Source organism: Pseudoalteromonas sp. MEBiC 03607 (assembly GCF_004792295.1).
Taxonomy (GTDB): Bacteria; Pseudomonadota; Gammaproteobacteria; order Enterobacterales; family Alteromonadaceae; genus Pseudoalteromonas; species Pseudoalteromonas lipolytica_C.
Genome location: NZ_SRRY01000001.1, coordinates 3409177 through 3433125, shown reverse-complemented (window position 1 = coordinate 3433125; position 23949 = coordinate 3409177). Strand labels below are relative to the sequence as shown.

The 23949-nt window shown below is 43.2% G+C and carries 22 protein-coding genes, 1 tRNA gene and 1 pseudogene; 14 read left to right on the top strand and 10 right to left on the bottom strand.

Annotation, left to right across the window (positions count from 1 at the left end; all coding sequences use genetic code 11):
* The first annotated feature begins 173 nt into the window (after positions 1-173).
* Positions 174-998, top strand: a complete 825-nt coding sequence (cysE, locus tag E5N72_RS15595) for a serine O-acetyltransferase (RefSeq protein ID WP_135925949.1) — start codon at positions 174-176, stop codon at positions 996-998.
* 86 nt (positions 999-1084) lie between these two features.
* Positions 1085-1666, top strand: coding sequence for a hypothetical protein (locus tag E5N72_RS15590; protein ID WP_135925948.1), 582 nt, complete (start codon positions 1085-1087; stop codon positions 1664-1666).
* A gap of 2 nt (positions 1667-1668) precedes the next feature.
* Here the strand turns inward: E5N72_RS15590 and xseA are convergent, their stop codons facing one another.
* Positions 1669-3003 carry an exodeoxyribonuclease VII large subunit gene (gene xseA, locus E5N72_RS15585; RefSeq protein WP_135925947.1) on the bottom strand — a complete coding sequence of 445 codons (1335 nt, stop codon included), beginning with the start codon at positions 3001-3003 and terminating at the stop codon, positions 1669-1671.
* A gap of 134 nt (positions 3004-3137) precedes the next feature.
* Between xseA and guaB the strand changes: the two genes are divergently transcribed.
* Both guaB and guaA read left to right on the top strand, forming a co-directional pair.
* On the top strand, positions 3138-4607 hold the full coding sequence (gene guaB, locus E5N72_RS15580) for an IMP dehydrogenase (protein ID WP_135925946.1): 1470 nt from the start codon (positions 3138-3140) through the stop codon (positions 4605-4607).
* 100 nt (positions 4608-4707) lie between these two features.
* Complete coding sequence (gene guaA, locus E5N72_RS15575) at positions 4708-6285, top strand: glutamine-hydrolyzing GMP synthase (RefSeq protein ID WP_135925945.1); 1578 nt, start codon at positions 4708-4710, stop codon at positions 6283-6285.
* 98 nt (positions 6286-6383) lie between these two features.
* Here guaA and E5N72_RS20825 read toward each other — a convergent pair whose 3' ends face one another.
* Positions 6384-6518, bottom strand: coding sequence for a hypothetical protein (locus E5N72_RS20825; RefSeq protein WP_276605833.1), 135 nt, complete (start codon positions 6516-6518; stop codon positions 6384-6386).
* 250 nt (positions 6519-6768) lie between these two features.
* Positions 6769-7860, bottom strand: coding sequence for an NADH:flavin oxidoreductase/NADH oxidase (locus E5N72_RS15570; RefSeq protein ID WP_135925944.1), 1092 nt, complete (start codon positions 7858-7860; stop codon positions 6769-6771).
* Between the two features lie 463 nt (positions 7861-8323).
* Between E5N72_RS15570 and E5N72_RS15565 the strand changes: the two genes are divergently transcribed.
* From E5N72_RS15565 to rimI, 3 genes are all read left to right on the top strand, one after another.
* Positions 8324-8400: transfer RNA gene (locus E5N72_RS15565), tRNA-Trp, on the top strand.
* Between the two features lie 68 nt (positions 8401-8468).
* Positions 8469-8771: a hypothetical protein gene (locus E5N72_RS15560; protein WP_135925943.1), complete on the top strand. Its 303-nt coding sequence runs from the start codon at positions 8469-8471 to the stop codon at positions 8769-8771.
* Positions 8758-9204 carry a ribosomal protein S18-alanine N-acetyltransferase gene (gene rimI / locus E5N72_RS15555; protein WP_171040450.1) on the top strand — a complete coding sequence of 149 codons (447 nt, stop codon included), beginning with the start codon at positions 8758-8760 and terminating at the stop codon, positions 9202-9204. The genes E5N72_RS15560 and rimI overlap by 14 nt, the downstream gene beginning before the upstream one ends.
* Here rimI and E5N72_RS15550 read toward each other — a convergent pair whose 3' ends face one another.
* Complete coding sequence (locus tag E5N72_RS15550; RefSeq protein ID WP_135925942.1) at positions 9205-11859, bottom strand: hybrid sensor histidine kinase/response regulator; 2655 nt, start codon at positions 11857-11859, stop codon at positions 9205-9207.
* Positions 11860-12962: 1103 nt separating this feature from the next.
* On the opposite strand from E5N72_RS15550, the gene E5N72_RS15545 reads away from it, so the two are divergent.
* The 3 genes from E5N72_RS15545 to E5N72_RS20850 all read left to right on the top strand — a co-directional run bounded on the left by E5N72_RS15545 (position 12963) and on the right by E5N72_RS20850 (position 14901).
* Entirely contained in the window at positions 12963-13274 is a 312-nt protein-coding gene (locus tag E5N72_RS15545) for a helix-turn-helix transcriptional regulator (protein ID WP_135925941.1), read from the top strand.
* Positions 13267-14481: a HipA domain-containing protein gene (locus E5N72_RS15540; RefSeq protein ID WP_135925940.1), complete on the top strand. Its 1215-nt coding sequence runs from the start codon at positions 13267-13269 to the stop codon at positions 14479-14481. Before E5N72_RS15545 ends, E5N72_RS15540 begins: the two co-directional genes overlap by 8 nt.
* A gap of 225 nt (positions 14482-14706) precedes the next feature.
* A complete protein-coding gene (locus tag E5N72_RS20850) occupies positions 14707-14901 on the top strand; it encodes a DNA-binding protein (RefSeq protein ID WP_135925939.1) in 195 nt (64 codons plus the stop codon).
* Between the two features lie 11 nt (positions 14902-14912).
* Here E5N72_RS20850 and E5N72_RS15530 read toward each other — a convergent pair.
* Positions 14913-15194: pseudogene (locus E5N72_RS15530) on the bottom strand (integrase); the annotation flags it as partial.
* A 222-nt stretch (positions 15195-15416) separates the two neighbouring features.
* On the opposite strand from E5N72_RS15530, the gene E5N72_RS15525 reads away from it, so the two are divergent.
* Both E5N72_RS15525 and rnr read left to right on the top strand, forming a co-directional pair.
* The gene (locus tag E5N72_RS15525) at positions 15417-15626 is read left to right on the top strand and encodes a cold-shock protein (RefSeq protein WP_055464828.1); all 210 of its coding nucleotides are present in this window, start codon (positions 15417-15419) and stop codon (positions 15624-15626) included.
* Positions 15627-15838: 212 nt separating this feature from the next.
* Complete coding sequence (rnr, locus tag E5N72_RS15520) at positions 15839-18055, top strand: ribonuclease R (protein WP_346763508.1); 2217 nt, start codon at positions 15839-15841, stop codon at positions 18053-18055.
* A 439-nt stretch (positions 18056-18494) separates the two neighbouring features.
* Here rnr and E5N72_RS20635 read toward each other — a convergent pair whose 3' ends face one another.
* A complete protein-coding gene (locus tag E5N72_RS20635) occupies positions 18495-18722 on the bottom strand; it encodes a hypothetical protein (RefSeq protein ID WP_168246747.1) in 228 nt (75 codons plus the stop codon).
* 337 nt (positions 18723-19059) lie between these two features.
* Here E5N72_RS20635 and E5N72_RS20845 point away from each other — a divergent pair, with 337 nt between their 5' ends.
* Entirely contained in the window at positions 19060-19254 is a 195-nt protein-coding gene (locus E5N72_RS20845) for a DNA-binding protein (RefSeq protein WP_000127614.1), read from the top strand.
* An 11-nt stretch (positions 19255-19265) separates the two neighbouring features.
* On the opposite strand, the gene E5N72_RS15505 is transcribed toward E5N72_RS20845, so the two are convergent.
* From E5N72_RS15505 to E5N72_RS15495, 3 genes are all read right to left on the bottom strand, one after another.
* Entirely contained in the window at positions 19266-20507 is a 1242-nt protein-coding gene (locus E5N72_RS15505) for an integrase family protein (RefSeq protein WP_135925937.1), read from the bottom strand.
* A 1-nt stretch (position 20508) separates the two neighbouring features.
* The gene (locus tag E5N72_RS20630; RefSeq protein ID WP_168246698.1) at positions 20509-20655 is read right to left on the bottom strand and encodes a hypothetical protein; all 147 of its coding nucleotides are present in this window, start codon (positions 20653-20655) and stop codon (positions 20509-20511) included.
* A 125-nt stretch (positions 20656-20780) separates the two neighbouring features.
* On the bottom strand, positions 20781-21755 hold the full coding sequence (locus E5N72_RS15495; RefSeq protein ID WP_000497807.1) for a ParM/StbA family protein: 975 nt from the start codon (positions 21753-21755) through the stop codon (positions 20781-20783).
* 464 nt (positions 21756-22219) lie between these two features.
* On the opposite strand from E5N72_RS15495, the gene mobI reads away from it, so the two are divergent.
* The gene (gene mobI / locus E5N72_RS15490) at positions 22220-22663 is read left to right on the top strand and encodes a conjugative transfer protein MobI(A/C) (protein ID WP_135925935.1); all 444 of its coding nucleotides are present in this window, start codon (positions 22220-22222) and stop codon (positions 22661-22663) included.
* Between the two features lie 10 nt (positions 22664-22673).
* On the opposite strand, the gene umuC is transcribed toward mobI, so the two are convergent.
* On the bottom strand, positions 22674-23942 hold the full coding sequence (umuC, locus tag E5N72_RS15485; protein WP_135925934.1) for a translesion error-prone DNA polymerase V subunit UmuC: 1269 nt from the start codon (positions 23940-23942) through the stop codon (positions 22674-22676).
* Positions 23943-23949: the final 7 nt, after the last annotated feature.

Here is a 23949-nt window from a genome sequence, read left to right as displayed (position 1 = left end):
TTGCTTCTGTCATATGAGATAGCCTTAAAACTCCCTTAAAATGAGCAAAAAGTGGTTTTGCTACTCTGGTTATTAGATATAACCAGAACAAATAAACAACGGGTTAGTACATCTTGCTACAAATCCGTTAAACTTAAGCCTTAGCAGTTAGGTACAACCAGAAAGGCAATATTATGCGTCATGAAATTTGGCAAAAGCTCCGTGAAGAAGCAAACGAAGTCGTTTCCCGTGAACCGCTTTTAGCAAGTCACGTTTATTCGTGTGTGTTAAATCATGAATGTTTAGGTTCAGCGCTGAGTTTTATTGTTGCTAATAAACTCGCTGATGCGGTGGTTTCGGCGTTTACTATTCGTGAATTATTCGACCAAGCCTTTGTTAAATGTGACTTAATGCTAACGCATGTTGCTCATGACATAAAAGCAGTTAAAGATCGCGACCCTGCAGCCGATAGTTACTTAACTGTCATTCTTAATCTAAAAGGCTTCCATGCAATTCAGGCTCATCGACTCGCAAACTGCTTATGGCAACAAAACCGAAAAGAGCTTGCTCGCTTCATTCAAAGTAGAACCTCAGAGGTTTTTGGCGTTGATATCCATCCTGCTTGTAAAGTTGGCCATGGTATTATGTTTGACCATGCAACTGGGATTGTAATTGGTGAAACAGCGGTTATCGAAGATAATGTATCGATTCTTCAATCAGTAACCTTAGGTGGTACAGGTAACGAGCAAGGTGATCGCCACCCTAAAATTCGTGCCGGCGTATTAATTGGCGCGGGTGCAAAAGTACTGGGTAACATCGAAGTAGGTGAGGGGGCGCGTATTGGTGCCAATTCTGTGGTGCTGAGTGCGGTTCCAGCACACACTACGGTTGTTGGTGTACCAGCTAAAGTTGTGGGTAAACCAAGCTGCCCTTGCCCAGCAGAAAGCATGAACCAAAACTTTTTAGATGATGGTACGACTACCGCTAGTAATGCATCGCACACCAGTGCTATGTTGTAGTTTTACACCAATAAAGTGCAATGGAATTGTCTAAATTATCTTTTGGGTTAGCTGTTATAGCGTCATTTATTTGTGGCGCTGTAGCCATGTCATTTTTTCAACCTGACCCACAACATCAGCCGCAAACTTATCAGCAAGAATTTGTTGAAATGCAAACAATGGAAGTCCCAGAGCAGCAAGCCACTGCTGTAGCGCCTGTTATTAAAAAACAAGTCGCTGAAGTTAATTCAGTAGCTGTTAGCAAAAGCGAGCTTGAGCAACAAGTCGCAGAGCTGAAGTTACAAGTCGAAAACCAACAAGCGGTGATTGCCAGTTACCGTTCAAGTGCGATACCTCCGCAGCAAATCAACTCACATCTAGAGGATCTTTATACTTTATTAGAAGAGCAATCTCGAGATGAGGCGTGGGCTTACCAAATTGAAACAGCCATGAGCGACTTTTTAATTATGGCAGACTTACCCGTGCAGCCAGAAATGAGTATCTCTAGATGCAAAAGCTCAGTTTGTCAGTTTAAACTGCTGCAACCTGAGGGGGTTGATGAGTTGCCAAGCCATTATTGGCGTAACATGACCGATAAAATGGTGGAGCAAAGCTGGTGGAAGCAATTTAAATTTACTTCCACCACCTCAAGTGACGATAGTCTAACCATTATTGCAAGCACGGAGTAATTTTATACAACTTTTGATTGCAGTTGACCATCGGCAAGTTCGGTAGTTATAAGCTCACCAGAACTTACATCGTTAACCGATTTCACCACCCCACCTTGTTGGTTTTTAGTAATGCTGTAACCACGCGCCAACACACTGAGCGGACTTACAGAATCTAAACGACTTGCCTGTAATGAAAGCTTGTTTCGAGAACCTGAAAGCTGTTGTTGCATTGCTTGTGTAAGCCTAGCATGTAATTGCGTCAGCTGATGCTCGCTCTTAGCTAACTGCTTTTCAGGAGAACGTTGCATTAAGCGTGGTGTTAAGTTAGCAAGTACTCGCTCATATCGCTGAATTTTACTATTCATCGCGCCGTGTAAGGCTAAACTTAGCTCATCTAATTTTTGCGCTTGTTGATTGAGTTGATTACGCGGATGACAAAGCTGTAAGCGGTGCTCAAATTGCGTTGCGGTACTGCGTTTTACTGCCAATGAATGTTTAAAGGCATGATTTAAGTGTCTAACTAACTGCTTAACTTTGTTGTGCAGCTCTTCGCTGTTTGGGCTAACAAGCTCCGCAGCAGCTGAAGGAGTGGCTGCGCGAATATCGGCGACATAATCACTAATCGTGGTATCAACTTCGTGACCGACCGCGCTAACGATGGGTAAGTGACTTGCAAAAATGGCACGGGCCAATTGCTCATGGTTAAAGCACCACAAATCTTCGAGTGAGCCACCACCGCGACCTAATATAAGAACATCTACTTCGTTACGCTGGTTGGCGATGTTTATTTTTTCTATTAGTTGGCTATGGGCATCTGCACCTTGCACCATTGCTGGGTAAATCACGACTTCAAGCTGCGGAGCGCGGCGTTTTAATACAGTAAGAATATCGCGAATAGCAGCCCCTGTGGCAGAGGTGATCACCCCAACACGATTTATATTGGTTGGTAATGGCTTTTTGTGGGCTGAGCTAAATAGACCTTCTGCAGCTAAGCGCATTTTAAGGGCGTCAAATTCTTGTTTTAATAAGCCTTCACCGGCAGGGGCCATGTGTTCAACAATCAGCTGATAATCACCGCGGGGCTCATACAATGACACGCGAGCGCGAACGGTCACTTGTGCACCATTGCTCGGGCGAAAAGTTTGGCCGCGATTATTGCCACGCCACATCGCTGCTTTTACTTGTGCTCGGTCGTCTTTTAAAGTGAAGTACCAATGTCCTGAGGCTGGGGCAATAAAGTTAGAAATTTCGCCGTTTAATACCAGCGACGAAAAGCCTTGCTCTAAAACATGACGAATTTCTTTATTTAGTCGCGAGACTGTATAAACAGGCTGTGTTGATTGCGTGAAAGCCATTAAAAACCCCAGTAAAAAAATCTGTGTGTACTTTAACACAAATAAATGAATAATTTTATTTACTCGTGCCAACAACGCTGATAAAATTTGGCCGCAATTCCTTATACTCAGATCCACATGTGAGAAGTTGCACTATGCTAAGAATCGCTAAAGAAGCTCTTACCTTTGACGACGTACTTTTAGTACCGGGTCATTCTACTGTTTTGCCACACACGGCAAATATTTCAACTCGTTTAACGCGTGGTATCAATCTTAACTTGCCGCTAGTTTCAGCATCTATGGATACTGTTACAGAAGCTCGCTTAGCGATTGCTTTAGCGCAAGAAGGCGGGTTAGGTTTCATCCACAAAAACATGACAATTGAAGAGCAAGCTAAAAACGTACGCAAAGTAAAAACGTACGAAGCAGGTATTGTTTCTTTCCCTGTTACTGTGACTGCGGATCTTACAATTGCTGATGCTATCGCGCTTTCAGAAGAAAAAGGTTTTTCAGGTTTCCCTGTAACCGATGCTGACAATAACCTTGTAGGTATTGTTACAAGCCGTGATATGCGTTTTGAAACTAAGCTTGAACAGCCAGTTTCTACAGTAATGACGAAAAAAGAATCGTTAGTTACTGTAAAAGAAGGTGCAGACCGTGATGAGATTTTAGGTCTAATGCACGAGCACCGTATCGAAAAAATTCTTGTTGTTGATGATGCATTTAAATTAAAAGGCATGATCACTGTAAAAGATTACCAAAAAGCACAAGACAAGCCACACGCATGTAAAGACGATCAAGGTCGTCTTCGTGTAGGTGCCGCTGTTGGTGTTGGTCCAGGTACTGACGAGCGTATCGCAGCCCTTGTTGAAGCGGGTGTTGACGTATTACTTATCGATACATCACATGGCCACTCACAAGGTGTAATCGACCGTGTTGCTCAAACACGTCAAACATACCCAGATTTACAAATCGTAGCAGGTAACGTTGCAACAGCTGAAGGTGCGATTGCCCTTGCTGATGCAGGTGTTGACGCTGTTAAGGTAGGTATTGGCCCTGGTTCTATTTGTACTACTCGTATCGTAACAGGTTGTGGTGTACCACAAATTACGGCTATTTCTGACGCAGTTGAAGGCTTAAAAGGCCGCGATATTCCTGTTATCGCTGACGGTGGTATTCGTTTCTCTGGTGACATCGTAAAAGCACTTGTTGCCGGTGCATCATGTGTAATGGTGGGTTCAATGCTAGCGGGTACTGAAGAAGCACCGGGTGAAGTTGAGCTATACCAAGGTCGTTACTACAAGTCTTACCGTGGTATGGGTAGCCTTGGCGCTATGAACCAAAAAGAAGGTTCATCAGACCGTTACTTCCAAAAATCGAACGAAGCAGACAAGCTTGTTCCTGAAGGTATCGAAGGCCGTGTTGCTTATAAAGGTCCTATCGCGACAATCATTCACCAACAGGTGGGCGGTCTTCGCAGCGCAATGGGCTTAACAGGCTGTGCAACAATTGAAGAGTTAAATACTAAACCTCAATTTGTTCGCGTTACTTCAGCTGGTATGGGTGAGTCACACGTTCACGACGTGCAAATTACCAAAGAAGCGCCAAACTACCGCTTAGGTTAATTACCTTAAGGTATTGAAATTACATGGGCTAGCATTTGCTAGCCCTAATTTATTGATCATCTCCCTTTGGGGGAGCAGTTCCTGACTAACGAGATACTCCATGAGCAAAGACATTCACGATTCACGAATTCTCATTTTAGATTTTGGTTCGCAATACACACAGTTAATCGCACGTCGTATACGTGAGATTGGTGTTTACTGTGAGCTATGGGCATGGGATGTAACTGAAGAGCAAATCCGCGAATTTAATCCACAAGGTATTATTTTGTCGGGTGGCCCTGAGTCTACAACACTTGAAAACAGCCCACGTGCTCCTGAGTATGTATTTAACGCAGGCGTTCCAGTACTTGGTATCTGTTACGGTATGCAAACAATGGCAACGCAACTGGGTGGTAGCGTACACAGCTCTGATAAGAAAGAGTTTGGTTATGCACAAGTTGAGAAAGTAGGTAACTGTGCGTTATTCGATGCTATCGAAGACCACATTACTGACGGCGGTGCTGGCGTACTAGACGTTTGGATGAGCCACGGCGATAAAGTAATGGAAATTCCAGATACTTTCAAAACTACTGCTAAAACATCAACATGTCCACATGCTGCAATGTCTTGGGAAGAAAAGCGTTTCTACGGCGTACAGTTCCACCCAGAAGTAACTCACACTCATCAAGGTCAACGTTTACTTGAGCGTTTTGCAATTGATATCTGTGGCTGCGAAAAGCTATGGACACCAGCTAAAATCATCGATGATGCTATCGAGCGTATTAAAGAAACTGTGGGTGATGATGAAGTTATCTTAGGCTTATCAGGTGGTGTTGATTCATCTGTTGTTGCTATGCTTATTCACCGTGCAATCGGCGACAAGCTAACGTGTGTATTCGTTGATAACGGTCTACTTCGTTTAAACGAAGGTCAGCAAGTTATGGACATGTTTGGCAACAAGTTTGGCCTAAACATTGTTAAAGTCGATGCTGAAGATCAATTCTTAGCAGACTTAGCTGGCAAGTCAGACCCAGAAGATAAGCGTAAAGCGATTGGTCATACTTTCATTAAAGTATTTGACGAGCAAGCTAAAAAGCTGAAAAGCGCTAAATGGTTAGGTCAAGGTACTATCTACCCAGACGTAATCGAATCTGCTGCATCAGCAACAGGCAAAGCACACGTAATCAAATCTCACCACAACGTAGGTGGTTTACCAGACGACATGGAAATGGGTCTTGTAGAGCCATTACGTGAGCTATTCAAAGATGAAGTACGTAAAATTGGCCTTGAGCTTGGTCTACCTTACGACATGCTTTACCGTCACCCATTCCCGGGTCCTGGTTTAGGTGTTCGTGTACTTGGTGAAATCAAGAAAGAATACTGTGACTTACTACGTCGCGCAGATGCTATCTTCATCGAAGAGCTACACAAAGCTGAGCTTTACCACAAAGTAAGCCAAGCCTTCACTGTATTCTTACCAGTTAAATCGGTAGGTGTAATGGGTGATGCGCGTAAATACGACTGGGTTGTATCACTGCGTTGTGTTGAAACAATCGACTTTATGACGGCACGTTGGTCACACTTACCTTATGAGTTCTTAGGTGTGGTTTCTAACCGTATCATCAACGAAATCGATGGTATTTCACGTGTTGTTTACGATATTTCAGGTAAACCACCGGCAACAATCGAATGGGAATAGGGCTAGCTCAAAAGAGCTAATAAAGCCTTAAGCCAATAAAAAATGCCAGTCAGTTTTACTGACTGGCATTTTTTTATAGGGATAATGACTGTTGGTTTTCAGAAATCAGCATATCCAGAAATCGACAACAGCTCTAACTCTGCATAAGCGTGCCAAATCTGAGTAAATAGCCAACCAAGTAGGCTGAACACAGCACACATTTGTGCTGGTAAGAGTTTGTGATTAAGTGACAAGGTCTTCCTGTTAACACTGTTGTTAGCCATGAAGCTTAAACTCTCGTGACAAATGTGACGGTTAATGAGTAAGCACCAATAGCTTTTGAGTCTTCGATTACACAGAATATGTAGCACAGTACGAGTTTTTTTGGTGAGCTGTAGATACTTAATAACAGTTTCCATCTTGGCGCAAAGAAAATGGAGAAGTATCGATAGCCCACCGTTTAAATTTTGAGCGTGTTGTAGTCAGCCTGTTAAATATTTAAGGTTAAACAAGCGTACCTTTCGAGCCATGTGGTTCAGAGCGCAAATATTGAGGCGGAGCCTGAACCTGAGCACCTAGCGCAACGGCAGCTTGCCAAGGCCAATGCGGATTAAAAAGTACAGAGCGACCTAATGCAACCAAATCGGCATCCCCTTGTTTCAGCGCTTCTTCAGCCTGCTGTGGCTCGGTGATTAAGCCTACACCTATTACCGGTATTGTAACTTGTTGGCGAATGGCATTAGCAAACGGAAGCTGATACCCTGGTTTTACATCAATGGATTGCTGCGGCGAAAGCCCACCACTGGAAACATGAAGATAGTCACAACCCAGCTGTTCCAGTTGCTGACCAAACACAATCGATTGCTCAACATCCCAACCGTCATCAACCCAGTCAGTTGCCGAGAGACGAACTCCAACCGGAACTGAAGAAGGGATGGCTTTACGCACAGCTTCAAATACTTCAAGAGGAAAGCGTAGGCGATTTTCCAGCGAACCACCATATTGGTCCTGCCTTTGGTTACTTAGTGGAGAAAGAAATTGGTGGAGTAGGTAACCATGCGCCGCATGGATTTCTATTAGATCAATTCCTACACGTACTGCACGAATTGCGCTGTCAACAAACGCCTGTTTAATACGCGCAAGACCCGCTAAGTCGAGTGACTCTGGCGTTTCGTCTTGCTCATTGAAGGCCAACGCAGAAGGAGCAACCGTTTGCCAGCCACCTTCATCCATCGTCAATTTATGACCTCCCTGCCATGGCACATGACAAGAAGCCTTTCGCCCGGCATGACCAAGCTGAATACCTATACGAATGGGAGACCAAGCGCGAACATCAGACAAAACACTGTCTAATGCGGCTTCTGTTGCGTCATCCCACAGTCCTAAATCTCCCGCAGAAATACGGCCAATAGGTTCAACAGCTGTGGCCTCCAAAATTAGCAACCCAGCGCCAGACGTTGCCAGCGAACCATAGTGCATGCGGTGCCAGGAGCTAGCCTGTCCAGATTCGGCAGAGTATTGACACATTGGTGCGATAACTATGTGGTTTGTAAGATTGAGCTCTCCGATCTTCGCGGCACTAAATAATTGGCTCATTTTAACCTCTCAATGTTGTTTTCAACAGAATGCCATAGGATGGCCTCACCCCCAATTTTTCTGAGCAAAGTAGGGGAGGCTGAATCCCTCCTGCTGGTACCTATTTTTTGTATTTGCTTAATCAGTTGTTATTTCTAAATAGCATGAATATGAAATGTGATTACTGTGTCTACTAATCATAAGGTTAAAGTGGTCATCACATGTTCCTTTTTCAAGGGCGGTCACTGTTGATACTCAATAAATTGCGAATAAGTGTCATTGGCTTTAATTTTAGTTAATTAATGGCTTCCTATTTTCTCATGCCTTGTGCATTTCAATATTCAAAGCGACGAGTCGCAAAAAATCTAAACGGCGAATTAGCGTGCTAATTCGCCGTTTTGTTTATTTAAGAAGCAGTTAAACTAAAAACTGTGTTTTTTTACTTTACCTTTGAAAAAAGCTCTATATAATTCGTCGTCATTGCAGGGGCGTAGTTCCAATTGGTAGAACAGCGGTCTCCAAAACCGACGGTTGGGAGTTCGAATCTCTCCGCCCCTGCCATTTCTTCCTGCTTTACTTTAATCGCAAATCTTCCTATATTACTTGCTCTTAATCATGATTGAGTTGTTATGAATCCAAGTTACGCTGCGATATTCTCTGTACAATCACTCGAGTTAAAACAACATTATCGAACTGTGCCTGAAACTCAGGATGAACAAGTCACTGTAACAGCACAAGCACCTTTAGTACTTCCACTGCAGCTACATCAAGATCTTGAAAAAGCGTTTGCTCCAATAGTGATCACACAGGTAGTAAAAGCTGAGAATATTAGCTGGCAGGATGGCTGTTTAGCCTTGCCGAGTGAGAAGCTCACAGCTGAGCAGAAAAAACAACTTTGGTCTTTAATTGGTGAACAACTTGATAAGCTTTAAACCTGTAGATGCAACCTATATTAGCCAGTTAATGGCTATTGAAAATGCCTGTCATAGTCATCCGTGGACAGAAAAGACCATGCTGTCGTGTTTAGCTGGTCGCTATTTTAACCTTGCAGCCTTTAGTGATGATGAAATGCTTGGCTTTTACATCGGTGAACAAGCAGGGCCTGACTTTACTCTAATGGATATTTGTGTAGCGCCAGCGTATCAAGGGCAGGGTATTGCAAAACAATTATTAAATGCATTTATTGAGCATGGTGAGCAATACCAAGCAGAGAACTTATTTTTAGAAGTGCGAGAATCAAACAAACCTGCAATTGGTTTGTACGAGAGTGCAGGCTTCAGCTCAATGTCAGTGCGTAAAAATTACTACCCAACTGCGACAGGTAATGAAGATGCTATTTTGATGGGGCTAACTTTAAGGCTTTAGTTAAGCGGCCTCTTTTAGGGCACTAATGAGTGCTTCATAACAGTCTGCAACTTGTGCCATTTGGTTCGTGCTCAATGCCGTTTCTAGTTGACCTGCCGTTTTGTGGATTTCTTCAAAGCTAAAACACCCAGCGCTGCCTTTAATACTGTGTGCAAGAGAGCGTAATGCCTCCCACTCTTTTGCACGATACAGTCGTACTACTTGGCTTAAATAATCAGGTAGTTTAGAACGGTAGTTATCATTGATCTGTTGGAATTTCTCACTTTTCAGTAAGTTTTCCCATTTATTTTGACTGTCTTTTTCAATATTTAAGTAGCTAACTAGTACTTTCTCGAGAGCGTGTTTATCGATTGGTTTAGCCAGCGCCTCATCGCAACCAGCTTCTAAATAAGTATCAACGTCATTTTTCATAACGTTTGCTGTTAAGGCTATGATAGGGCCATCGTATGCAGCATGACGGAGCATTTGCGTTGCTTCTAATCCACCCATTACTGGCATTTGCATATCCATGATAATCAACTGATAGTCATTAACCAGAGCCATTTCTACGGCTTCAGCGCCGTTTTTCGCAATGTCAGGCTCGAGCCCCCAAGTTTGTAGCAATAGTTTTATCAATAATTGATTATCTGGATTATCCTCAGCCACTAAAATATGAGCATCAAAACTATTTTCTGCGAAGGATAATTGTGTATCTGAACCCGGAGACAGTTGTTCATAGTTGTGAATAAACGCATTACGTTGTAATTGTTCAGGGTTTAAATGACAGGCCACTTGCACGGTAAAGCTACTACCTTTACCTAGCTCGCTGACAAGCTTTACATCTCCCCCTAATAGCTGAGCCAAGTTCTTTGAAATACATAAACCTAGGCCTGTTCCACCAAATCGGCGAGTTGTTGTGGCATCGGCTTGTTCGAACGGTTTAAATACTCGTTCTACTTCACGCTCAGACATACCAATTCCGGTATCTTCAATGACAAATTCTAATAGCTGTCGCTCATCGTTATAGTGAATATCAAGCGAGATAAAGCCTTGCTCAGTAAATTTAACAGCATTGCTAGCAATGTTTATTAATATTTGTTTTAAGCGTGTGGTATCACTGTTAATGCTTTGAGGAATTGGTAAGTTGTAATTAATATTAAACTGCAGTTGCTTTTGATTCGCTAATGGACGAATGATTGAATCAATATCATGAATTAATTGAACAACCGAGCAAGGGCTTCGTTCGACAGCCAGTTTTTCTGCTTCAATTTTAGATAAATCGAGAATGTTATTTATGAGTTCTAAAAGGTGTTTAGAGTTTCGCAAAATTGTACTTAAATGCTGCTCATCATTCACCGCATCTTTGTTGTGTAGCAGTTGCTCAGTAAAACCCATGATTGCGGTAAGTGGGGTGCGAATTTCATGGCTCATATTTGCTAAAAAGCGGCTCTTTAATTGGTTTGCTTGTTCAGCTTGGGCAATAGCCACTTCAAGTTTGTTATTCATAGCTTCAAGCGCTTTAGTTCGGCTTTCTACTTTTTCTTCAAGGTGGTGTTTGTACTCTTCGAGTTCATCTTGGTAGTCACGAATTTGATTTACCATGTGATTAAAATCGTTAAATAAGACACCTACTTCATCGTTAGTATGCGCAGGTAAATAAACTGATAAGTCACCATCACCTACTCGGTGACTCGCAGCACCTAATAATTCGACAGGGGTTAACAGTAAATTACGAACAACTATATAAATTAAAATTGGTAACGAGATCACTGAGATAATTACAATCAGTGCAGTTATTAAGCTAATTGCTTTACCTGACTGATAGAGTAAATCTTTGGGAGTTGTTGAAACCAAATAGTCGCCGTCCGTCATTTGCACAGCGTAGATAATTCGCTCTTCTTTATCGATACTTGATAATTCAATATCGGCCAGTTTTCCGTAATCAGCTAATCTCTTTATTTGCTCGAGCTCATATTCACTTAAGTAGTTGCCGCGCAAGTCATAATCAGAGCTAAATAAAATTTGCCCTTTAGTCGTTAAGAATAAATTTAGGGTGTTATTAAATGGGGCTTCTAAAATACTGGCGTTTAAAATAGATGGCTCAACATGTACCACAATAAAGCCAAGCTGCTGAGGCTGTTTTAGGTAGTAATCAATGTTATAAATTGGATGCACAAAATAGAGGCTGGTCGAACCGTCTTCTTTGGGGATCATAAATTGCTGTTGACGCAGGTTTGATTTGAGTACTTGTTTGAAAAACGGGTAGCTCTTTGGCGCTGGGGTCAATTGGCTTGAATAAAAAGCATCACTTTTGCCGTCTGGGGCAACATAATTAATACTAATTATATCTGGGTAAGCTTCTGAATAACTGGCAAATACATTCATTAATTCGCCAAGTCGCTCGATATATTGATTTTTAGAGCCCGGCTCTCGAGACAAAAAGTCGGCAAGTACAGGAGACGTTGATAATAAACGCGTAATAGAATGAAACGAGTCTATGTAGTTAAAGATCTTCTGTTGTTGTTGTTCAACAAAGCGACTCACAATCAGCTCAGCTTGTTTTTTTGTTGAATTGGTCACATTGGTTAACGTAAAGCCACCTAAAAACAACAAAGGTAAAATCACTAATGGGGTGATATACCATAATAATCGAATACTGAGCTTACTGGTTTTCATGACCTAAATTAATATCCTCCGTGCAATTTATCCATAGTATGCGTTACAACTTGATTACACAAGCTTAGCAAAAAAGTGAACAACGAAAATCCCTAACCCAAGGTGAATAATTACTTACAATCGCTGCTTTTTTGGCTAAGACAAACAAGGTATAATACTCGGCAATTCTATTTTATTTTTACAGTGCGCACCGAGCTTTATAATTTATAAGGCAGTTAAGTGCGCTTTGTTATGACTAAAAGCAGCTTACATGTCTAATTTAACTACCGAAATTAATAAACGACGCACCTTTGCGATCATCTCGCACCCTGATGCCGCCCAGCCTTTCAACGCTTAAAATCACCTTTCATTGCACACCACAATCACATCTCTAAGTACTGAATTTAAAGGCTTTTTGTCTTTTTCTCGTTTCTTTGCTTTTCAATGATGTTCAAGCGTAACCTCGGAAAGTGTGTACAAACTTGAGTACAAATTCCGTTTTAGAGGCCTTTGGCGAAAATCCTATGACACAAATCTGGCTGTAGGCCTTGTGGTTACTGGGTTTAACGTAAAAAGTACTACCATTAAAAAGAGTCTCTTTTTTTGGTAAATGTTTTCTTCTTTACCAAGTTACAAAATTTTATGAAGGGATATATTTGTTGGTGTGATTTTTGCTTTAGTGCTTATTTTGAAAGATGCTTGAAGCGAACCAATACGACTATTTCTAACTGAGATATCGGACTTACCTTCAAATTTAACTGCTGTTTATACCATCATTTTGCACTTGTTTTTTGGCCTGTGTGTACAAAATTTCCTGTAACTGTGTACAAATTTCCTTTTTGTTGCACTTATCCTTCGGTTATTTGACGCGAGCTGTTCTGTAGCCCTTGCTGTATAAGGGCTGAGCGACAAAAGTACTTAGAGGGTTTGATGCGTCAGTTCGCGATTATCAGCTAGAGTATCTCTCTTTTGTCGATGACAAAAAATCTCCATCTACTTATGTGTAATTGTGTATCATATTATAGCTATTGATATGTAATAGCTAATCATCTTTGTGTTCTTTCAGTTGGTGTGATATGTTTTGATATATTTTTTTCTTCAGTGATGCATTAAGGTGTATCGAAATGAGCTATGTAACAGAGCAGATACTAGAAAGCCTTCGAGAAGCTCGGGTACGTAAAGGTTTTAGTCAAAGAGACCTGAGCGCGCGTTCGGGTGTGCCGCAAAGCCATATATCGAAAATCGAGTCTGGCGGCGTTGATTTAAGAATGTCCAGTTTGATTGCACTTGCCCGTGTACTCGACCTAGAGTTATTTGTTGCGCCAAAAAAATCTGTACCGGCCATTAAGTCGATCATTCGAAGCAGTCAAGGGAGCATCGACGAAGGTGAGGCAATGTCGCCTGCATATCAGTTAGAGGATGACGACGATGACTAACCATGTTTCTACGCTCAACGTGTTGCTCTACGGAGAGCTCATCGCAACGATTACCAACGTTGGCAATGACAGAACGCTTTTTGCGTTTACGGATTCGTACATTCATGATGAATCGCGGCCCGTGTTAGGACTTGGTTTTAAAGATTCGCTAGGTGGCCTGCTGACTAGCTTCAAACCGACCCAAACTAAGTTAACCCCGTTTTTCTCTAACCTTTTGCCAGAAGAAACGATGAGAAATTACCTGGCAGAGCGTGCCGGAGTGAACCCCGCGAGAGAATTTTTTTTATTGTGGGTACTGGGACGGGATCTGGCTGGCGCGATCACGGTTGAGCCTGCGGATGGTGAAGCCTTACCACCTAATGTGCATCAAGACATAGAAGATGAAACGAAGACAGATGGGCCAATGCGTTTTTCATTGGCGGGAGTGCAATTGAAGTTTTCAGCTGTGCAGCAGGCAAATGGCGGTTTGACGATCCCAGCAACCGGTCAAGGTGGTTCTTGGATTGTAAAATTACCGTCGTCTCGATTTGAAGCTGTGCCAGAAAATGAATATTCAATGATGGAATTGGCTCGAATGTTGGGAATGGATGTGCCAGAAACGCAGTTACTCCCTATTAATAAGATTGCTAATATCCCAAATGGTATTGGTAAATTTGGTGACAGTGCGTTTGTGATCAAACGTTTTGACCGTGCAGATGGTCAAGCTGTGCACATTGAGGACTTTGCGCAAGTGTTTGGCGTTTATCCTCAAGATAAATACAAAAAAGCGAGTATGCGGAATATTGCTCAGGTTATCGGCATCGAAGGCCAAGACGATGATATCGCAGAATTTACTCGCCGATTGGTGTTCAATACGCTAATTGGAAATGCAGATATGCATTTGAAGAATTGGTCTGTGATCTATAAGGATAAGCTCACAGCATCGATAGCACCTGCTTATGACTTTGTCTCGACCATTCCTTATATCCCCGATGATAGTGCTTCGTTGAAGGTGAGCCGTAGCAAGAAATTCAGTGATTTCACGCTAGATGAGTTATCACACCTAGCAGCTAAAGCCATGCTACCAGAAAAATTGGTGTTAGATACCGCCAAACAAACCGTAGCAGGCTTTCATGAGGTATGGGCGAAAGAAAAAGCGCATTTACCGCTTACCAAATCGATGATTGAAGCAATCGAAACACACTTACGAAGCATACCGCTACGCTGAATTTCTAGAAGCTAGAGTGTGTATATCGATGTTTGTCGTAATGATGGTTTAACTTCACGCTAATTTACGGCGCTTTGCGCCGAAAATTGGACGTTTGGTAAACTGAATAATGATACCAGCGTTTTTATAAGGCTGATCTTCTGAACAAATCATGCATCTTTCTGACCATCAACAAGTGATGAATCAGGTGATGATAGCTTTACATTGATTTTCAGGAGAATGCAGATGACAGCAGTAGCGCACCAGGTAACCCCTTTTCTCACGTCTTACGAAGTTATGGCTCGTTACCACATTAGCTATACGACGCTCTGGCGAAGAATAAAAGATGGCAGCTTGCCGCAACCTCGTATCAACCGAAATACACGAAACAAGCTGTGGCACATTGAAGACTTGAAAGAGTATGAGAAGAAAGAGGAATGAGCCTCTTTCTTTTACTGTCCGAAACGCCAGTTGAATGGAAAGCCTGTCGGCTCGATGATGGTTTCTAGTTGTTGATACCAAACGTCGTAAGCATGACGCATTTCATCCAGGTACTGATATTGGTTGTAGATAGCATCCAACCCTTTTTTGCTGTGGCCAATCATCAACTCGGCAACTTCTTGCGTCGTGATGGCCGACATTCGCGTTCGCATCGTTCTTCGAAGATCATGCATAGACCAGTGTTCCATCTCAATACCAAGCGACCTGCGAGCCCAGATTTTCACATTGTTAGGACCACTAATGATTTGAAATTTAAATAAAGAAGATTAAAACTTGCAGTTGTGGTTATTTAAGCGTATCGTATATCCACGGCTTGAGAGAAAGCCAAGTTTATATGTTCATACCTCGTTGCATTATTTCATAATCCCTCGTGCTATCCTCAATTAAATTTTCGTTTTCTTCCCGCTTTATCTCCTGAATTTCAGGTCAATATTTTTATTTCTAGGATATCTATTATGTCTAATACAACAACAGGTTTAGTTAAATGGTTCAATGAATCGAAAGGGTTTGGTTTTATTGAGCAAAAGTCAGGTCCTGACGTTTTTGCACACTTTAGCGCGATTGTTAGCGATGGTTTTAAAACCTTAGCAGAAGGCCAAAGCGTTCAGTTTACCGTGACGCAAGGAGCTAAAGGCCCACAAGCTGAAAATATAGTTTGCATCTAATTGAGTTTTACTAATTCAAATACGTACTAAATTCGTATTGCTACTCGCTTACCCCTCAGGTTAAGCGAGTTATTTTCCTCATTAATTTTTTTTGAGTGCAACTGCTACTCAAACTACCCATACCCACTGCCTAATTCGCACTTTGTTTGAAACGACTACCAGTCAGCATTTTAATTTATTAAGTAAATAGCGAAGGGCATTTGTAAGAGAAAATCACTATTTTAAATCCCACAATAAACGTATCTGCCACTCATCATTATGAAAACCCCATTCCTGCTCGAGAGTATATTATTAGCCTCTTGGCTAATGTAAAAAAACACCTCGATCGAGAACAAATCGCTCAGGCTTTAAATCTTAAAAAAGTCACAGAAAAAGAAGCGCTTAGGCGGCGATTACGCGCTATGGAACGTGATGGCCAGCTCTTGTTCAAAGCCACTAGTGGCTATCAAGTTATCGATCAAAGCAACCTAGTAACAGGTACAATAAGTATTCACGCTGATGGTTTTGGCTTTGTTAAATATAACTCGGATGAGAAAGACCTTTTCTTACCTAAGAATCAATTAAAGCACGTATTTGATGGCGATACAGTGAAAGTATTGCCATCTCCAGCCTCGTTAAAAAGATCTAGTCACAAACTGATAAATGTTGTCACACGTAATACGACGCACGTGGCGGGTATTCTGAAAAAGAGCGGTAATAAGATAATTCTGTTAGCAGACAATGCCAAAATATGTCATCCACTATCGGTTGACAGAAGTCGCTTGGCTGGAGCTAAGATTGGACAATATGTTAATTGTGAAATCCTCCATTATCCCAATCGTCGACAACTAGCACTTGTTGGTGTAACAGAAGTCCTTGGTGAGCCTAATAGCTCAGGTCTTGAAACAAAACTGGCGTTGCTTCGTCATGGAGCCTGCCATACTTGGAGTGCTGACGTTGTTGCTCAAGCGGCATCACTTGGCCAGCAAGTTAGTGAAGATGATAAAAAGGAGCGAATCGACTATCGTCATTTACCTTTTATGACGATCGATGGCGAAGATGCCAAAGATTTTGATGATGCGGTTTATTGTGAACGTACTCAGCTTGGAGACTGGCGTCTATTAGTTGCAATTGCCGATGTGTCACATTATGTAAAGCCAGACGATATACTTGATGTTGAGGCGCAAACTCGGGCAACGTCTATCTATTGTCCTGGTTTGGTGGTTCCTATGTTACCTGAATCTCTGTCAAATGGGCTATGCTCACTGAATCCAAATCAAGACAGGTTAGTATTAGTGTGTGATATGACAATAAATTCAAAGGGAAAAATGACGCAAGCTGTGTTTACTGAAGGTGTCATTCATTCTCATGCTCGTCTCACCTATGAACAAGCTAATAGGGTGATCACAGGGAGAGAATCGCAAATAAAAAATGCGAAAAATATTATTCCACACATTAAGAATTTACACTCACTCTATAACCTACTAAATAAGGTCCGTAAAAGCCGTGACGCGATTGAGTTTGAAACAATCGAGCGTAAACTAAATTTAAACAAAAAAGGTAAAATTGAATCTATTACCGCCATTGATAGAAATGATGCACACCGCATGATTGAAGAATTTATGTTGTCTGCAAATGTAGCAACAGCCAATTTTTTGGAAAAGCATAAAGTGAACAGTTTGTTTAGAGTTCATGCAGGACCGCAATCGAAAAAGCTATCTTCACTCAAATCACTTTTGTCTGAAAAAGGGTTAATGTTAGGTGGTGACGATAACCCTACGACTAAAGACTATAATGCACTGTTAAGTCAAATTGAGCATCGTTCTGATGGCGATGTGATTCGGTTACTATTGCTCCGCTCACAGAGCCAAGCAGAGTATTCAGTCGAGAATAAGGGGCACTTTGGCTTGGCCTATGATGCCTATGCTCATTTCACTTCTCCTATTCGTCGATACCCTGACTTGATAACGCATAGAGCGATTCGAGCAAAGATTCAAAGTAAAGAAAATAGCACGCTGAATAGAATACTCGGCTTTTTAAGCCTCGAAAAATTTAAGCCGACTCCAATCGATAAGCAAGTTTATCCATATTCCTTTAGCGAATTGGAACAGCTCAGCCTTCATTGCTCATTACAATCGCGGCAAGCCGATGAAATTAGTCGGGAAGTTGAGGCTTCGCTTAAATGCCAGTATATGAAAAAATATATTGGACAGACATTTGAGGCCAGCGTATCCGGGGTAGCCAGCTTTGGTGTTTTTGTAGAGTTAAAAGACAGCGGTGTTGAGGGGATGATCTCGTCTGAAACTCTAGGGGAATTTGAGTTTGATGCCGATAGACAGCTGCTAGCAAGCAAAAATACGAAGTTTACGCTCGGTAAAAAGATCCGTGTAGTTTTAGAAAAAATAAACACTAAAGACAGGAAAATGAGTTTTACGCTGGCTCAATATTAAACCTATGGCACCTCTGAAATATACCATGAATTAAGCGATACTAGCTAAAACCAAACTAACGGACTAAATCATCTCTCAGTTCAGTTTTTCAGACGCCGAAGGTTAACCGAAAAACGTAAGCAAATATGACGCGAGAAATTATTATCTCAGATGGATGATTTGTTACCTTGGCGAGAGCTGGAACGGCCCATTGCCCGCTATTATTCCAAATCGCTGCGAGGCTGAAAGCTTTATCCGCTGTCCAATATGTTGCGCATCCACTGCATGCAGCCTTTCTACAATCTCAGCGATACCGCCATGGAAGATAGTCTGTGTGATGATAGAGTCCATGTCTCGTTTTGCTGGCATCACCATCTATACGGTGCCGGACGAAACTACAATCTTAAATTTCCGCCATATACTGAAAAACACAACCTCGGTGAAAAGCTATTTAATCGAATTAATCGCTACCTGGAAAAGCAAGGCTTAGCTTTTGTAAGAAGGCACCATCATGGATGCTCCTATCATTGAAGCCCCAAGCTTGACCAAGAACAAAAACGGACGTGATCCTGAAATGCACCAGACGAAGAAAGGCAATAAGTGACACTTCGGCATGAAAATGCACATCGGTGTAGATGACGTTTTTGGTCTCATCCATAGTGTTAAGAGCACCAAGGCCAATGTGCATGATATCTCTGTCAGCCAGAGCCTGATATCGACAGTCAGTTGCCTTGGAACATCAAGACTTAGGTGATGATCACCGGACGGACATCTAATAGCCATCAGTTAATGTCTGTATTGGACGCTTTTTAACCAAAGCGAATATCGATATTTGTCGTAATGATGGTTTAACTTCACGCTAATTTACGGCGCTTTGCGCCGTAAACTGGAAATTTGGTAAACTGCACAATGATACTGGTGTTGTGATAAGGCTGATCTTCTGAACAAATCATGCATCTTTCTGACCATCAACAAGTGATGAATCAGGCGATGATAGCTTTACATTGATTTTCAGGAGAATGCAGATGACAGCAGTAGCGCACCAAGTAACCCCTTTTCTCACGTCTTACGAAGTGATGGCTCGTTACCACATTAGCTATACGACGCTCTGGCGAAGAATAAAAGATGGCAGCTTGCCGCAACCTCGTATCAACCGAAATACACGAAACAAGTTGTGGCACATTGAAGACTTGGAAGAGTATGAGAAGAAAGAGGACTGAGCCTCTTTCTTTTACTGTCCGAAACGCCAGTTGAATGGAAAGCCTGTCGGCTCGATGATGGTCTCTAGCTGTTGATACCAAACGTCGTAAGCATGACGCATTTCATCCAGGTACTGATATTGGTTGTAGATAGCATCCAACCCTTTTTTGCTGTGGCCAATCATCAACTCGGCAACTTCTTGCGTCGTGATGGCCGACATTCGTGTTCGCATGGTTCTGCGAAGATCATGCATTGACCAATGTTCCATCTCAATACCAAGCAACCTGCGAGCCCAGATTTTCACATTGTTAGGAATAGTGGTATCAAAGCCATTTGTGGCAAGTTCTTCTTGTCCGTTAGCGGGAAACAAGTAAGTTGATTTACTCATCTGCATCGCCAGTTCAATCAGCTCTATAGCAGGTTTAATCAATGGCCGCATGATCGGCGCTCCAATTTTCTCACCTTGTTTACGGATCTCTATAGGCACTGTCCACATTGCAGATTGCAAGTCAAAGTGATGCTTTTCAGCTTGAATGAGTTCGCCCTTGCGACCGCCCAATAGCAGAAGCAATTTTATGTAGATGCGATTCTTCTCAGTGATTTTTGACTCATGCAAATAGCGCCAAAGTATCCTGATCTCGTTGTCATTTAGCACCCGAGTTCGTTTACCTTTCTTACCGCCAACCTTCTTTGCTGTGATCCCAGCAGCAGCGTTAATTTCCAAGATTTGTTCATCAATCAGCCAGTCATAAAACTTATGCAGAACAGACACTAGGCGCTCTGTGTTCGAAGGGGACGACTCCGAAACCTCACGAAGACAGTTTCGCAAGGACAATTCATTGATGTCAGTTAATGGGTACTTGCCAAGTCGGGGCAGCAAATATATTTCACTGCTTCGTTTTTGGTAGTGCCACGTTTTCTCCTTTAGCCCTTGCTTACCGGCAGAGTCTATCCAGTCTCGAAAAATCGATTCGAAGCTTTGGTTGGCAGAATACTTCGCCCGTTCCTGCTGTAGGTAGAGCTTGGGGTTTCGGCCTTGATCAAGTACTGCCCTTAACCTATCCAGCTCATTCCTGGCTTCAGCAAGCTTCATAAGTGGGTAAGTACCAATGTCTACCCGCTGTTGCTTGCCATCGAAACGATAACGAAACTGAAAAACAATTTTGCCCTTGGGCGATACCCGAGCACTTAGCCCATCTCGGTCGGCTTTTACTACGGTTTCTTTTGCTTCTTTATTTAACCTGGCATCGAGCCAGCTAACTGATAACGCCATGTTATAAGCCCAGCCCTAGTTTTGATTTTAATGATTGTTTACGTGATTCTGCTTTGGGTTCTGGCGCTGTACTCATAGAAGTCACGTCACCATCTGGTGCAAGGCCATCCATCGGTACAGATGTCGTGGATAGATTGGGTTGGCTCATGTGAATTAACCCAAAGGTGGCCAGCATCCGCAGGCGCTCAGCGCGTTCCCGTGGCGGCGTCTTTTCTAATTCTTTGAGCAGTTCTGGGTGGCTCCCTGGGGGAATGTTGACGACAACTCTCATGATCAGGCCCCATAAAACCAGAAGCCTCGGACGTTCGCCAAAACAGACTGTTCCGGCACGATGATCTTGCTTCGTGAAAAAATCTCTTTGGCCGCTTCCTTATAAGCCAAGGCTCCCCCTCCGGCGATCAAAACCAAGTCCGCATTGATGCTTTCGTCACGCATGGATTGGCGCATGGCTGTAAGAGCAACAGGCGCTACCTTTTTCATGGCAGCATTCAGATAAGGTGAAATATCGACTTTTTCTCCAAATAGCAGCACCTGCAAGTCGCCGGTTCTCATGGCTTTTTCAAGTCGATCCATACCCACTTTGGCACCATGATCTTCCGAAATCAGCTTATCAATCGTTTCCAGTAGCACGGACATTGCCTGAAGACTGGTTCCTGATGAGCTGTAGCGAATTTCTCCGGCCTCAAGGGCAACCCAGTCAACAGAAAAGAAGCCTGGATCTATGACGACGACGCGACCTTCTTCAATCAAGCCCAAATCACCACCTGTTTGAACCAGATCCATATAGGCACCGGCAGGCTGCGGCAGCACTTTGACGTCATGAACAGTGATGCTGCGCTTAGGCGTCACTTGATGGACACCTTTTAAACGCTGCACAAGGTCAGACTTACGTTGTGGTTCATGAAACTGGGAAACCGGTAATCCAGTGACAACCAAATCGATGGATTCTGTTTCAGCCATTAACAAGGCGGCATGAAAAAGCGCCTTATAGGTTTTTGTGGTGGGATATTCCGGGTGAAGCTCTCGTTCCCAGCCTTGAAGGCGTCCAGCAGGCACACCTGCCGCCCAACGCTCATTATCGACAGACACATACAAACAAGTTTCATCATCGCCTCCACCGATACGCTCCGGCATACGATCCGCAGGACCGGCACCCGCAGGCAGAATAATGGTTTTCGGTTCACTGCCTGATTGGCCAATTGCCAGCTTCAGGTTTGAGTAACCGATATCTACGCCTAGTACAAACATACTTATCTCCTGTGCACTCAAAGTGCTCTAACGGTTTTCAATCAACCGCACTGGTCACGCTTGGGTATGTCCAAGTGCTCTGGCGGTTCACTCAAATGTCATTATCAGGACTCGGTGCACTGGCGGTGGGCAGAAAGGTGACAAATCCTTTCATCTATCTGCCTATTGCATTTTCGCAAAAGTATGAGAATAGGCTCTGTTTGGCGGCGGATGACTGAGCCAAAAAAATCGAGACGCCAAACGTCGTTTGCATTCTGGCCTGAACTTGCCAAACGGTTTGTATTTTCATGGCAATACGTCTTTTTAGGCGTTTTTAAGTGAAATCGGCCTGTATCCCTTGTCAGGTATGGGATTGCGCGAGTTGATTTATATCGAGACGCCAAACAGTGATTGTTACGGCAGTTTTACGTTTGGCGTTTCGATCCAAAAGCCAAACGGATAGTGGTTTTGGCTTTTGGGGTTAATTGGATGGGGAAATTGGTTTGGTAGAAATCGTCAATGAACAATGGAAAGCAGAGGTATCAGATTTACTTCAGCAAGAAACGGACAGGCTAAAAGCACTGGCACGAGCTGAAGTTGATGACTTTTGGGTTACCCATTACAAGGTTCGCGAGAATGCGCCCTTTAAAGATTGGGGGCTGCTTGGTGTCCGTATCAGAGACTTTAAGTATGGCTTTGGCATTGAGTGGTACATCAACAGTTTTCACGGTCAACGAGGCAAACGCGCGGTCTTTAGCAAGGGGCTGCGTATTTCAAAGACGAAGCTGAGATACGCATTTTTGGACTGCCAAGGTTTGGCCAAAGAATGGGAGCTAGCGCTGGCCATGGAGAAAGAAGAATTCTTCAGTGATATTCGACGCCAGGTTGATAAGCTCAACATGCTGCGTCGCAGAGTGAATGCCTATTGAATCACCGGGTCTACTTCACTCGTGGTAACTGGTCCCAGCGTGTTGTGTAGGCGGGAGACAAATGCTCTCGCTTCATCGACCAATCTTTCTTCGTACCTTGTCCAGCAAAGAAAACCTTTCCGGCACCGCTTTGATTAATGGTGTCCAATACAGACATCAACTGTTGGCTATTAGAACGGGTCGATACGTCATCGAATAGTCCTGGTTGAAACATGCTAGGATCGTAAAAGTCAGACAGCATGACGCCCGCTTTGGCATAACGAAAACCATCCTTCCATATCCGCTTGAGTAAGTGACTGGCCAGCTCGATAAAATCCCTCGTATCACAACTGGGTATCAACAACTCGCCCGATGCGGAGTTGCTGTATTGCGGCTCGCTGTCCTTAAAGGGGCTGGTACGTATAAACACGGTCAGCACTTTGGCTTGCTGCTGTTCTTTGCGAAGCTTCTCAGTGGCGCGGGTTGCGTATTCGCAGACGGCTTCACGTAACAATTCAAATTGCGTTACTTTTACGCCAAATGAACGGCTACAGACGATTTGTTTCTTAGTTGGCGGGATCTCTTCAAGTTCAATGCACGACTCACCATTGAGCTCTCTGACGGTTCTCTCTAAAACCACCGAGAACTGGTCTCTGATGGCTCTAGGAGAGGCATTGGCTAGATCTAAGGCTGTGGTGATACCCAAAGCATTTAAACGCTTAGAAAGCCGTCTGCCAACGCCCCAAATATCATCAACCGGGACTAATGCGAGCAATCGACGTTGCCGATCTGGATTGGTCAGGTCTACAACCCCTTGAGTGGCTGGATACTTTTTGGCGGCATGGTTAGCCAGCTTGGCGAGTGTTTTAGTCGGTGCAATGCCTACACAGACGGTGATCCCAATCCAGTGGCCTATGCGCGCTCGCACTTGTTGTCCGAACTCGACAAGAGATATGGCAGACTCAATACCGGTTAAGTCCAAAAACGCTTCGTCAATGGAGTAGACCTCTACTCGTGGTGCCATCTCCTCCAAAGTGCGCATCACTCGACTGCTTAAATCTGCATACAGCGCATAGTTGGACGAAAAAGCCAAAATACCATGACGCTGCATTTCAGCTTTGATCTGAAAGACGGGTACGCCCATTTTAATACCGAGTAACTTGGCTTCACGCGAGCGTGCAACCACACATCCGTCATTGTTGGACAGCACCACAACCGGCGTATATTTTAAATCAGGACGAAACAGCTTCTCACAACTGGCGCAAAAGTTGTTGCAGTCCACCAAGGCAAATACAGGCATGGGATAG

What these genes read in the sequence shown, in the direction of transcription:
- cysE (WP_135925949.1), top strand. Translation starts at nt 174, where the DNA reads ATGCGTCATGAAATTTGGCAAAAGCTCCGTGAAGAAGCAAACGAAGTC.
- E5N72_RS15590 (WP_135925948.1), top strand. Translation starts at nt 1,085, where the DNA reads ATGTCATTTTTTCAACCTGACCCACAACATCAGCCGCAAACTTATCAG.
- xseA (WP_135925947.1), bottom strand. Translation starts at nt 3,003, where the DNA reads ATGGCTTTCACGCAATCAACACAGCCTGTTTATACAGTCTCGCGACTA.
- guaB (WP_135925946.1), top strand. Translation starts at nt 3,138, where the DNA reads ATGCTAAGAATCGCTAAAGAAGCTCTTACCTTTGACGACGTACTTTTA.
- guaA (WP_135925945.1), top strand. Translation starts at nt 4,708, where the DNA reads ATGAGCAAAGACATTCACGATTCACGAATTCTCATTTTAGATTTTGGT.
- E5N72_RS15570 (WP_135925944.1), bottom strand. Translation starts at nt 7,860, where the DNA reads ATGAGCCAATTATTTAGTGCCGCGAAGATCGGAGAGCTCAATCTTACA.
- E5N72_RS15560 (WP_135925943.1), top strand. Translation starts at nt 8,469, where the DNA reads ATGAATCCAAGTTACGCTGCGATATTCTCTGTACAATCACTCGAGTTA.
- E5N72_RS15550 (WP_135925942.1), bottom strand. Translation starts at nt 11,859, where the DNA reads ATGAAAACCAGTAAGCTCAGTATTCGATTATTATGGTATATCACCCCA.
- E5N72_RS15545 (WP_135925941.1), top strand. Translation starts at nt 12,963, where the DNA reads ATGAGCTATGTAACAGAGCAGATACTAGAAAGCCTTCGAGAAGCTCGG.
- E5N72_RS15540 (WP_135925940.1), top strand. Translation starts at nt 13,267, where the DNA reads ATGACTAACCATGTTTCTACGCTCAACGTGTTGCTCTACGGAGAGCTC.
- E5N72_RS20850 (WP_135925939.1), top strand. Translation starts at nt 14,707, where the DNA reads ATGACAGCAGTAGCGCACCAGGTAACCCCTTTTCTCACGTCTTACGAA.
- E5N72_RS15525 (WP_055464828.1), top strand. Translation starts at nt 15,417, where the DNA reads ATGTCTAATACAACAACAGGTTTAGTTAAATGGTTCAATGAATCGAAA.
- E5N72_RS20635 (WP_168246747.1), bottom strand. Translation starts at nt 18,722, where the DNA reads ATGCACATTGGCCTTGGTGCTCTTAACACTATGGATGAGACCAAAAAC.
- E5N72_RS20845 (WP_000127614.1), top strand. Translation starts at nt 19,060, where the DNA reads ATGACAGCAGTAGCGCACCAAGTAACCCCTTTTCTCACGTCTTACGAA.
- E5N72_RS15505 (WP_135925937.1), bottom strand. Translation starts at nt 20,507, where the DNA reads ATGGCGTTATCAGTTAGCTGGCTCGATGCCAGGTTAAATAAAGAAGCA.
- E5N72_RS20630 (WP_168246698.1), bottom strand. Translation starts at nt 20,655, where the DNA reads ATGAGCCAACCCAATCTATCCACGACATCTGTACCGATGGATGGCCTT.
- E5N72_RS15495 (WP_000497807.1), bottom strand. Translation starts at nt 21,755, where the DNA reads ATGTTTGTACTAGGCGTAGATATCGGTTACTCAAACCTGAAGCTGGCA.
- umuC (WP_135925934.1), bottom strand. Translation starts at nt 23,942, where the DNA reads ATGCCTGTATTTGCCTTGGTGGACTGCAACAACTTTTGCGCCAGTTGT.